This window comes from Citrobacter sp. Awk 4, assembly GCF_028069725.1.
In the GTDB taxonomy this organism is placed as follows: domain Bacteria; phylum Pseudomonadota; class Gammaproteobacteria; order Enterobacterales; family Enterobacteriaceae; genus Citrobacter_D.
Map to the genome: position 1 here is coordinate 55,824 of NZ_JANEWG010000015.1, position 11,663 is coordinate 67,486.

At 53.9% G+C, this 11,663-nt stretch carries 9 protein-coding genes; 1 reads left to right on the forward strand and 8 read right to left on the reverse strand.

The genetic code is table 11. The features are described from left to right. Nucleotides 1–104: 104 nt before the first annotated feature. Genes NNO04_RS08650 through NNO04_RS08660 form a run of 3 tightly spaced genes read right to left on the reverse strand, consistent with a single transcriptional unit; the run spans nucleotide 105 to nucleotide 3,234 of the window. Nucleotides 105–1,973: an amidohydrolase gene (locus tag NNO04_RS08650; RefSeq protein ID WP_271444305.1), complete on the reverse strand. Its 1,869-nt coding sequence runs from the start codon at nucleotides 1,971–1,973 to the stop codon at nucleotides 105–107. 21 nt (nucleotides 1,974–1,994) lie between these two features. After that, on the reverse strand, nucleotides 1,995–2,543 hold the full coding sequence (locus NNO04_RS08655) for an antibiotic biosynthesis monooxygenase (RefSeq protein ID WP_271444306.1): 549 nt from the start codon (nucleotides 2,541–2,543) through the stop codon (nucleotides 1,995–1,997). A gap of 49 nt (nucleotides 2,544–2,592) precedes the next feature. Then, nucleotides 2,593–3,234: a hydrolase gene (locus NNO04_RS08660; RefSeq protein WP_203358697.1), complete on the reverse strand. Its 642-nt coding sequence runs from the start codon at nucleotides 3,232–3,234 to the stop codon at nucleotides 2,593–2,595. A gap of 273 nt (nucleotides 3,235–3,507) precedes the next feature. On the opposite strand from NNO04_RS08660, the gene NNO04_RS08665 reads away from it, so the two are divergent. Next, nucleotides 3,508–4,410 carry a LysR family transcriptional regulator gene (locus NNO04_RS08665; RefSeq protein ID WP_271444307.1) on the forward strand — a complete coding sequence of 301 codons (903 nt, stop codon included), beginning with the start codon at nucleotides 3,508–3,510 and terminating at the stop codon, nucleotides 4,408–4,410. Here NNO04_RS08665 and malZ read toward each other — a convergent pair. From malZ to phoB, 5 genes are all read right to left on the reverse strand, one after another. After that, nucleotides 4,404–6,221: a maltodextrin glucosidase gene (malZ, locus tag NNO04_RS08670; protein WP_271444308.1), complete on the reverse strand. Its 1,818-nt coding sequence runs from the start codon at nucleotides 6,219–6,221 to the stop codon at nucleotides 4,404–4,406. The two genes, NNO04_RS08665 and malZ, sit on opposite strands and share 7 nt — an antisense overlap. A 135-nt stretch (nucleotides 6,222–6,356) precedes the next feature. Then, nucleotides 6,357–7,730: a proline-specific permease ProY gene (gene proY, locus NNO04_RS08675; protein WP_271444309.1), complete on the reverse strand. Its 1,374-nt coding sequence runs from the start codon at nucleotides 7,728–7,730 to the stop codon at nucleotides 6,357–6,359. An 82-nt stretch (nucleotides 7,731–7,812) separates the two neighbouring features. After that, nucleotides 7,813–9,132 (reverse strand): branched-chain amino acid transporter carrier protein BrnQ, encoded by a 1,320-nt coding sequence (brnQ, locus tag NNO04_RS08680; RefSeq protein WP_271444310.1) that lies wholly within the window; start codon nucleotides 9,130–9,132, stop codon nucleotides 7,813–7,815. A 408-nt stretch (nucleotides 9,133–9,540) separates the two neighbouring features. Further along, entirely contained in the window at nucleotides 9,541–10,836 is a 1,296-nt protein-coding gene (gene phoR / locus NNO04_RS08685) for a phosphate regulon sensor histidine kinase PhoR (protein ID WP_271444311.1), read from the reverse strand. A gap of 56 nt (nucleotides 10,837–10,892) precedes the next feature. Further along, complete coding sequence (gene phoB / locus NNO04_RS08690) at nucleotides 10,893–11,582, reverse strand: phosphate response regulator transcription factor PhoB (RefSeq protein ID WP_162380135.1); 690 nt, start codon at nucleotides 11,580–11,582, stop codon at nucleotides 10,893–10,895. Between the last annotated feature and the right edge of the window lie 81 nt (nucleotides 11,583–11,663).

An 11,663-nucleotide genomic window follows, 5' to 3' on the forward strand; every position in this document is an offset into this window, starting at 1 on the left:
CAATGTTACATTTGTGCCATCCCTGTAAGCTCAATGAAAACAATTCTAGAAAAGATCAGCGGGGTTTGCCGGATGAACGTGAGCGCCATCCGGCATGTCGTCCATTAAAATGCAAAACAGGAGCAGCCGAGCGCGCCCCAGAAGGCCTGATCATCTGACACCGGGATCCCCGATTTGCGCGCTTTATCGTGCTGATGCCCATGCACGCCACAACTGCCACAACACTGGTGCATCTGGACAATGGCCCCCACTTTAGCAGCGGTGGGTGGCGCGGATCGATAGTGACCGGGTACGTTCACCACTGGCGACCAGTCTGGCACTACCGGGATCGCGGGCGGTGCCAGCGGCGTGAAATGCCCAGCGGCGAAGACCACTTTGCCATCAACAAGGGTCATCACTGATTCAATACCCTTGATCTCCTCTTCCGCCACGCTGAAGTAATCTTTCGACAGCACCACCAGGTCGGCAAGCTGTCCTTCTTCAATCCGCCCTTTTTTCCCCTGCTCGCTGGAGAACCAGGCGCTGCCTGCCGTCCACAACTCCAGCGCCACATCACGCGGCAGACGGTTGTTCTCGTCATACATTGCCGTACCACCCACGGTACGCCCGGAAACCAGCCAGTAGAGCGCTGTCCAGGGGTTGTAGCTGGCGACACGCGTTGCGTCAGTACCGAGTCCGACAGGAAGTTCCGCCGCCAGCATTTTTGCCACCGGCGGCGTGTGTTTCACGGCCTCTTTGCCATAGCGATCGATAAAATACTCGCCCTGAAAGGCCATCCGGTGTTGCACCGCAATTCCGCCGCCCAGCGCTTTGACACGCTCAATGTTGCGTTCGGTGATGGTCTCAGCATGGTCGAAGAACCAGTGCAATCCGTTGAACGGGATATCGCGGTTGACCTTCTCAAAGACATCCAGCATTCGGCTGATGGATTCGTCGTAGGTCGCATGCAGGCGGAACGGCCAGCGATGTTCGACAAGATGGCGTACCACGCGCTCCAGCTCATCTTCCATCCCTTCAGGCAGATCCGGGCGCGGTTGCAAAAAGTCTTCGAAATCCGCTGCCGAAAAGACCAGCATTTCCCCTGCGCCGTTCGCGCGATAAAAATCGGTCCCTTGCCCCGGTTTGAGCATGTCAGTCCAGCGCTCAAAGTCTTCCAGTTCTTGCTTTGGCCGTTGGGTAAACAGGTTGTAGGCAATGCGCACCGTCATCTGATTGTTGGCGTGCAACTGCTCAATAATCTCGTAATCTTCCGGGTAGTTCTGGAAGCCGCCGCCCGCGTCGATGGCGCTGGTCAACCCCAGACGGTTCAGCTCGCGCATAAACTGTCGGGTCGAGTTTACCTGCATCTCCAGCGGTAACTTCGGCCCTTTCGCCAGCGTCGAGTACAGGATCATGGCGTTAGGTTTGGCGATCAGCATCCCGGTCGGGTTGCCATTGCTGTCGCGGACTATCTCACCGCCGACCGGGTCTGGCGTCGCTTTGGTATAGCCCACCGCTTTCAACGCCGCCCGGTTGAGCAACGCGCGATCGTAAAGATGCAGCACAAACACCGGGGTGTCCGGTGCCGCATCGTTCAGCTCTTCCAGCGTCGGCATACGACGTTCCGCGAACTGAAACTCACTCCAGCCCCCCACCACGCGGACCCATTGCGGTGATGGCGTTCGATCCGCCTGATCTTTTAGCATACGCAGTGCGTCCGCCAGCGACGGCACGCCTTCCCAGCGTAATTCCAGATTGTAATTGAGGCCGCCGCGGATCAAATGCAGGTGGGAGTCGTTTAAACCGGGGATCACCGTGTGACCTTTTAGATCAACAATCTGTGTCCCGTCAGCGGCAAAACTCATGATCCTGTCATGAGTACCGGTCGCCAGAATTTTTCCGTCGTTGATCGCCACCGCCTCTACTTGCGGGCATTGTCGGTCAAGAGTATGGATTTTTCCGTGCGTCAAAATGAGTGTGGCAGTTTGAGACATAACAATCTCCTGAAAAACCGGTCAGGCTTTTTTCAGCCAGCCGGCAAACAGACGGGTTACGATGGGCATCCAGAGCCAGACCACCAGCGCAACCACACAGGCATCATTAAGCAGATGCAATAGCATTGAGCCCTTCAGCGCGGGAAGGATCATGCCGGTTATCCACGGCACCAGGTTGGTGCTGGGAAAAATGACCAGCAGAGTTATCAGAAACTGTTTCCAGCGCAGCGGCTGACGGACGTGAGGCGCTGGCGGCGTAAACCAGAACGCCGCTTCGGTGCGGACTTCCGTTTTGTCGCCTTCAGCCAGCAGCGGGGCGACCTCTTCCACCAGTACCCGACGCGTATCCGATTGGGTCCAGTTGTAGAGATGCTCGAGGGTGTCAAAACGAATAATAATGTTCCACAGAGTTTGTCCCTCTGCGGGACGAATAACGTTTGCCCCCAGATGTCCGGGAAATTCCGCCGCCACCGGCATGATTTTCCCCAGCCATTGCTCATAGCGCTCCGCCTGGTTGGGCTGCAATGTATGCGTAATGACCAGCGTCACGTGTTTATTTTGTTGCGCCATGAAAGGTTCCTTACACAAGGAGAATGGCGGGATTGCCCCGCCATTGGCATCACGCTTTGCGTTCAGGGGCGCCATGCACCAGGGTGTAGGCGTAATCCACACCCATACCGTAGGCGCCGCTGTGTTCGCGCACCAGATCCATCACAGCGTCGTAGGTTTCTTTACGGGACCAGTCGCGCTGGTATTCAAGTAACACCTGCTGCCAGGTCACAGGAACCGCGCCTGCCTGCACCATGCGGTCAATAGAACGTTCATGCGCGTCAACAGAAGTACCGCCTGAGGTGTCAGTGACCACATACACTTCGTAACCCGCTTCCAGCGCCATCAACGCCGGGAATGTCAGGCACACTTCAGTCCACAACGCAGAGATGATCAATTTCTTACGACCGGTCGCTTCTACCGCTTTCACGAACGCCGCATCTTCCCATGAATTCATTGAGGTACGTTCAATGGGTTTCACATCAGGATGCACCGCCAGTAATTCTGGCCAGATATAACCGCTAAAACTTTTCGTTTCAACAGAAGTATAAATGACCGGAACTTTAAATATTTTCCCGGCTTTCGCTAACGCAACGGTATTATTTTTCAGAGTTTGACGATCAATATTTGCCACGCCGAATGACATTTGCGGCTGATGGTCAATAAAAATAAGCGTAGAATTGTCAGGATTAATGAGTTCCCGAATAGACATATCACACCTTCTTAATCAATGAGTTAAAAGGTGACGGTCTGTATCTTCCGTCAGTAGCAAGATCCTGAATCAGAAAGCCTGTTGAGTATAGCGGGAAATTTCTAATGAGTTATTAAAGAAAACTTACCGTTCGGTGACGATAATAATTTCGTATTAAGACGTGTCTCAATCATCATCAAAAAATTTACCAATTCCTCTCTAAAATATTCACTGGCTTTGTTTTTCTCTATTCGGTACAACTTACCTGTTTAATTTTCAGGATATTTTCTGCCCATGCGAATCAATCTGGACGTTCTGCTTATCCTCGACGCACTCGACAAACATGGTTCATTTGCCGCCGCGGCTGAGTCACTCTTTAAAACCCCGGCAGCACTCAGCTATATGATTCAGAAGCTGGAAAACGATCTGAATATTGAGCTACTCGACCGTTCCGGTCACCGGGCGAAATTTACCGACACCGGACGGATGATGCTGGAAAAGGGTCGATTACTGCTCAGCGCGGCAAAAGACCTGGAAAAGCAGGCGGTTCAGTTAAGTTCTGGCTGGGAAAAAGAGCTGGCTATCGCCCTCGACGATTCGTTTCCTTTTGAGGCGTTACTCCCGCTCATCGAGGCTTTCGACGCGCTCAACAAGCAAACGCGCCTCAATTTTACCCATCACACGCTGGCGGGTTCCTGGGAGGAGCTGACGCATAATGGCGCGGATATTATTCTCGGCGCCATCAATGAGCCGCCCACCTCTGCCGCGTGGTCGTACAAAATGCTTGGCACCCTGGATAATGTGTTTGTTGTCGCCCCCTCGCACCCGCTGGCAAGCGCGTCGGATGCATTGACCAACGAGCAGCTTTGCCTGCATCGGGCGGCGGTGATCAGCGACAGCGCCCGCTATTGCCAGCCGCTACAATCCAATTTGATGGAGGAGCAGGCGCAAATTCGTGTCGACAGTTTTAGCAGTAAAGTCACGCTGTTACGCGCGGGTATCGGCTGCGGATTTCTCCCCCGGCATATCGCCAGACCGTGGCTTGCCTGTGGTGAGCTGGTCGAAAAATCCGTGATCTCATTTCGCGAAAAGGATGTGGCCTACATGGCGTGGCGTAATCACAGCGACGGTCTTGCGCAGCGCTGGTGGCGTGAAGCGTTACTCACCAGCACTGAAATCGCAAAACTGTATCAGTGATTGACCCACACAGAAGCAGAAATGGCCGGCAAGCTGAGAATATCCTCCGCAAGCTGACCCTTCCCTTCATGACGTTGCCATTGCATGACATTGAGCAGTGGCGAATCAGGAAGCACCACTTCGCATGCCGCGCCCCGGTTAATCGCCACCAACACCCGCTGCTGATGTAAAACCCGGACAAAAACCACCACATTGTCTTCGGCATAAATCACCTGGCAGCCGCCATGACGTAGCGCCGGGTTGCGATGGCGCAGTTTTGCCAGCCGTTGATACAATGCCAGTAATTCGCCATCCTGTTTTTCCGCCTGCCACGGAAAAGGTTTACGGCAGAACGGATCGTTATTGCCGTCCAGCCCCACTTCATCCCCGTAATAGATGCAGGGGACGCCAGGCCAGGTAAACAACCAGATGACCGCCAACGGCAAACGCGCCACATCTTTGCCTAACAGGGATTTAAAGCGGGCGGTATCATGACTGTCCAGTTGATTAAACATGCGCAACTGCTGCTGGTGCGACAGACTGGCACGATAGTTGTCCATCCATGCCATACAGGTCTGGGCATCAATATGCTGCGGATCGTAAGAGATGTCGGTATTGGCGAGGAATCCCCAGAGCGGAAAGGTAAAACCGCGATAGTTCATCGCCGCATCTTCGGCATCATTCTGTAACCACTGACGCGCATCGCCAAAATGCTCGCCAACAATATAGGCCTCTGGCTGCGTCTCTTTTGCCGCCTGTGTAATGCCAGCGACGTGCTGAAGATTATTACGCGCGCCACCGCCTTCACCCAGCATATGCACCACATCCAGGCGCCAGCCGTCCATATTCCACGGCGCTTTGAGCCAGTGCCGAACGATGCTGTCCTCACCCCGGTAAATTTCATTCACCAGCGTTTCTGACTGGAAATCCAGCTTTGGCAAGCTCGGATACCCCAGCCAGTCCAGCGCCACGCCCTCTTCAGAGAAGTGATACCAGTCGCGCCACGGCGACTCCGGATTGTGACAGGCACCGCCGGTGCCCCGATTATGCCGGTCAAACCAGGCATGTGAATCACCGCTGTGGTTAAACACGCCATCCAGTATCAGCCGCATGCCGTGCTGCTGCGTATTACGTCGCAGGCGCAGCAACGCCTGATCGCCGCCAAACTGCGGATCAACATGACGATAATCTTCGGTATCGTATTTATGCACGCTCGGTGCGGTAAAGACAGGATTCAGATACAGCGCCGTCACACCCAGCTTTTTCAGGTACGGCAGCTTTTCACTGATACCGTCCAGATCGCCGCCATAGAACGTGGATCCCCCCGCCTGTGCGGTGATCGGCTCATCCCAGTCGCACAGCACGATATCCTGCCCGGCGGCATGGTGATAATAGACATTGTCCTGATCCGCGCCGCGCGGCTGACTGCGGGCGAAACGATCGGGGAAGATCTGATAAAAAATCTGATCGGCGACCCACTGCGGCCCCTTATCGGGAACATCTACCGCGAACTGTTCCAGCCGCGCGGGCGGGAAACGACTAAATCCTTGCGGGGTAAACCAGCACTGGCGATCGTGCCAGAGCAGTTTAAAACTGTAGCGTCGACGGGGCTGTCCACCAGAGAGATCAATTGCGGCGCGCCAGGCCGTGACGCCGGGTTGCGGCTGCGTGCGTAGCGGGTGCATTGCCAGCGAAATTTCTTCGTTGTCATTCTCTGCGCGTAGCGTCACGCGTTGAGGAGGATTGTCTGCGCGCAACCATAACGTAATGGTCAGTTTATCTTTGTTTTGCTTAACAAATGGGGCAACCGGAAGGTGCCAGGCGTTCAACATCACGTATCCCCTTTGATGAAAATGAGCTCACCTTGCCATAGCGTCATGCAGGATAACTCATCATCCTGATGTTTATTGGGGGAGGAGCCAGGGGGAGGAGGAGTTATGCCGGAGAGCAGTCCCTCCGGCAACAAATCAGTTCGCTTGCGCCAACTGACGATCGTAACGACGTTTAAACATCCAGCCAACCAGCAGCAGCGCAATCCACGCGAAACCAACGTACAGCGAGATACGCGTTTCTGGATGATAGCCGATAAGCGCGATGATAAAGACCAGGAAGATCAGTCCCACAACGGTCGTTGCCACACCGCCTGGCACTTTAAACTTCAGCGCCTTGATCTCTTCCGGCGACAGGCGACGACGGAAGGCAATCTGCGACAGCAGGATCATAATCCACACCCACACCGTGGCGAAGGTCGCCAGCGAAGCAATCACCAGGAAGACGTTCTCCGGCATGATGTAGTTCAGCCAGGCCGCAAACAGCAGCGCAATGGTCATGACCATGACGGTGACCCAGGGAATACCGCGGCGCGAAGTTTTGGCGAACACTTTCGGCGCGCTCCCCTGCTCCGCCATACCGTGCAGCATACGTCCCACGCCAAACACGTCAGAGTTGATGGCGGAAAGCGACGCCGTCAACACCACGAAATTGAGAATACTGGCCGCAAAGGCAATTCCCAGATGCTGGAACGTCAGCACAAACGGGCTACCGTTGGTGCCCACCTGATTCCACGGGTAAATAGACATAATGACGAACAGCGTACCGACATAGAACACCAGAATACGCATCGGAACCGAGTTGATAGCACGTGGAATCGACTTCTCCGGGTCTTTCGCTTCCCCGGCGGTGATACCGATAATCTCAATCCCGCCGTAGGCAAACATCACCATTTGCAGTGACATCACCATGCCCAGCCAACCGTTACTGAAGAAACCGCCGTTACTCCACAGGTTGTGGATCCCGGTCGGTTGCCCGCCGTTGCCGATCCCCCAAATGATGATGCCGAAACCCGCCGCAATCATGACAATGATGGTGGCGACTTTAAAGAACGAGAACCAGAACTCCAGTTCGCCGAACACCTTCACGCTCATCAGGTTGACGGCGCAGATAATCAGCACCACGCTGAGAACCCAAATCCAGTGCGGTACGGCAGGGAACCAGACGCCCATATAGATGCCAAATGCCGTCACATCCGCAATGGCCACAATCAGAATTTCAAAACAGTACGTCCAGCCGGTAATGTAGCCGGCGAGAGGACCGAGGTTCTCCTGGGCATAGCGTGAAAACGAGCTGGCAGAAGGGTTATGAACGGACATCTCGCCCAGTGCGCGCATAATAATGTATGCGGCTACCCCGCCAATAATGTAGGCCAGCAGCACACTCGGCCCGGCCATTTTGATGGCATCTGCCGAGCCATAAAATAATCCGGTGCCAATTGCTGAACCCAATGCCATAAAGCGAATATGCCGGGTGCTTAGCCCACGCTTTAGTTTGTTATTACTTTCCATTGATTCCTAACCCATCAACACAATAAAAAAACCACGGGGCCATCAAAAATAGCCCCGTGGTTAAAACATACTGTCAGTGAATTTAGTGAGCGTTTGAGGCCACTTGTCGACCTGCTGCACGATCCCAGATTATCGCCAGGACCACCATCACGACTGTTGGCATCAACCACGCCAGCCCTTGTTCCGCCATCGGTAAACGCTGGGTCCAGGCTGGTAACACGTCGCTAATTGCCGATGCTTTAATCCCGTCAAGGATACCAAAAATCAGGCTGATAAACATCGCAGGCGCGATAACGCGGGAAGAATTATGCCACCATGAGCGGGTAAAACTTAATACAACCAGTGCGATACAAGGCGGATAAATCGCCGTCAGCACCGGAATAGAGACCTGAATCAAGTGGCTGAGGCCCAGGTTCGAGACCACCATCGAGAAACCGCCGAGGATGAAAACCAGCGTACGGTAAGACAGAGGAACGTATTGTGCGAAGAACTCAGCGCACGCACAAGTCAGGCCAACCGCCGTCACCAGACAAGCAAGGAAAATCAGCCCCGCCAGCATCAGACTACCCGCGCCACCGAAGGTGTGCTGCACGTAAGCATGCAGGATAGCCGCGCCATTGGCAGACTGGTCTACCAGAATCGCACTGTCAGATCCCAGACGGAACAACGCGAGATACAGCAGGGTTAAGCCAACGCCCGCCATCAGACCCGCCCACACGGTGTAACGCGTCAGTAAACGCGCTTCCGTCACACCACGAGAACGCGCGGCGTTGACAATGACGATACCAAAGACAATCGCGCCCATCGTATCCATGGTCAGGTAGCCGTTCACAAAACCATTCGAAAACGCAGATTTTTGGTAGGCCTCCATCGCATCGCTGATCGGACCTGCTGGCCAGACAATCGCCGCAACAGAAAGTACCGTCAGCGCGATTATCTTCAACGGCGCCAGGAAATTACCGACGGTATCCAGCAATTTACCCGGATAGAGCGATACCAGAATCACAATGGCGAAGTAGACCACGCTGTAGATAAACAGCGGCATAGGAGAGTTACCGGTCAGCGGGGCAATCCCCACTTCAAAGGAGACGGTCGCAGTACGCGGCGTCGCGAACAGAGGACCGACAGCCAGATAACAGACGGTGGCCAGCACGAGTCCTGCCACTTTACCAATTGGCGAACTCAGGCTGTCTACGCCACCACCGACTTTCGCCAGCGCCACAACGGTAAGAACCGGCAGGCCAACTGCGGTGATAAGAAAGCCGAGCGCCGCAGTCCAGACGTGCTCGCCGGCCTGCAGACCCACCATAGGAGGAAATATAATGTTGCCTGCGCCAACGAACAGCGCAAATGTCATAAAGCCCAAGGCGATAATATCGCGTGATTTTAACTGATGGGTCATAAAATTTTACTGCCTGTGGATGTGGTGTTGAAAACGTTAAATTTTCTGCCTTTCCCTGGGGGACAATACAGCGGAATTTTTAATCAATTCCAGCGGGATATGCTCCCGACCTGGCGCGGCGAAGAATAGTTTTTCGATTTACCGCATAAATGCAGTCTGTATGACAGCATCTGAGGCGCAATTTAAACGCTTATAACGTTTTAAAGCAAGATGGGATCCCAAAACCAGAACAATATATCAAGATGAATAAACGGCTCAGAACAAAACACCATCCATAAGAAAAAGTCATGGCTAATCATGCGAACAAAAAAGAAGCAGACGTTGAAAAATTCAGCGGGTGAATCTTTACCGCAAAGAAAAAAAGCCAGCATTCGCTGGCTTATGGAAAGAAAATCTTACATTGCAACATTAAGCATTATTTTTGGCAATTAAACGTTCCGGCAGAACAAAACTAAACCGCGTTCCTTTCCCCACGGTGCTGTCGATAATCAATCGACTTTCGTGATGATTTAATGCGTGCTTAACAATCGCCAGCCCCAAACCGCTGCCGCCAGTTTGCCTTGAGCGCGCCTTATCGACCCGGTAAAAACGTTCGGTCAGGCGCGGAATATGCTCAGGCGCAATGCCTGGACCATCATCCTCAACGCTGAACTCCACGCCCTGCGCGGCGAGCTGCCAACGTACGGTAATATGCGTCCCCGCGGGGGTATGATTCACCGCGTTATACACCAGATTCGAGATCGCGCTACGCAACTGATCTTCGTTGCCCAGTACACAAAGCTGACTGTCGACCTCAAACGTAAAGCTGTGCTGCTGCTGACTTAACGTTTGCGCCTCGCGTTCAACGACACGCAGCATCATCGGTACGTCAACGCGTTCATTAAGCAGTACTACGGGCGCAGCCTCAATTTTCGACAGCGTCAGTAACTGTTTCACCAACCCTTCCATGCGGTGCGTTTGCTCGCGCATCGTATGCAACGCTTTTTCCCGCGTGGCGCCCTCCAGAGACTGCTCCTGCATCATCTCCAGATAGCCCTGCAGCACGGTGAGCGGCGTACGCAGTTCATGGCTGACGTTGGCGAAAAAGTTTCGCCGTGCCCCTTCGAGCTGGTGCATTTGCGTCACATCACGCGCCACCATCAACAACTGCTTGTCGGTGTAGGGCATCACCCGAATCTCCAGATGCCGCCCGGTGTTTAACACCAGATTGATCGGTCGGGTGAAATCGCGTGTTTTCAGATACTGCGTAAATTCCGGATAACGCAGTAAGTTGAGGATGTTCTGCCCACTATCATCTGGCCAGCGTAATCCCAGCACCTGCTGCGCCAGGCCGTTGCACCAAAAGATGCCCCCTTCTTCCGTGGTCAGCACCACCGCATCGGGCAGCGATTCCGCCCCGCTGCGAAAACGTTTAATGAGATTTCCCAGTTCACGGCGGCGCTTTTTGTTACGCAACTGCATCTGATGCAGGCCGTATAACAACGGTTCCCAGCTTCCACTTCCCGGCGGCGGGGTCATACTCCTGTCGACCCACAACCACCAGGAGAGACGTAATAAATTCCAGAAATGCCAGATGAGCAGTCCCGTTACCGACGCCAGTAAAAACCAGGGCAGATAACCAAAAAATACACTAAGGACAAAAGCCGGGAGACAGCAAAGTATCAGCTCCAGCACCAGCCTTTTCCATGACAGCCGTTCCAGCACGCGTCACACTCCATTCACGATTTGAAAGCCTTGCCAGCCTGACGGGCGACAAGGCGTCAGAAGCGGGTCGAAAAGCGATACCCTGTCCCACGTACGGTTTGTACCATGCGGTCATGACCGCTGTGTTCCAGCGCTTTACGCAGGCGGCGAATATGGACGTCGACCGTGCGGTCTTCCACATACACGTTGGTGCCCCAGACGTGGTTTAGCAGTTGCTCACGACTGTAGACGCGTTCGGGATGCGTCATAAAGAAGTGCAGCAATTTGAATTCGGTAGGTCCCATATCAAGCGGGTTTTCCCCGGTCATCACACGGTGCGATGTCGGATCGAGACTCAGTCCTTGCATCTCAATCACCTCTTCGACCGCCATTGGTGAAATGCGTCGCATGACCGCTTTGATCCGCGCGACCAGCTCTTTGGGAGAGAACGGTTTTGTGACGTAGTCGTCTGCCCCCGTTTCCAGCCCACGCACGCGGTCTTCCTCTTCCCCTCTCGCCGTTAGCATGACGACGGGGATCTCGCGGGTCATCGCTTCACGTTTGAGATGTTTAATGAACTGAAGGCCAGAGCCGCCCGGCAACATCCAGTCCAGCAGGATCAGATCCGGCCAGGGTTCATTCAGTTGGTTCACCGCACTGTCATAATCTTCGGCCTCGACTGGCTGAAAGCCATTTTGCTCAAGCACGAAGCAGACCATTTCGCGAATTGGAGCTTCATCTTCTACGACCAGAATACGTCTCGCCATGATTTGCCCTGTTATAGAGTTGCTAGTCATCATTATCAATGCGGCGCCATTATGCGTCAGATTTATGACAGTTTTATGAAA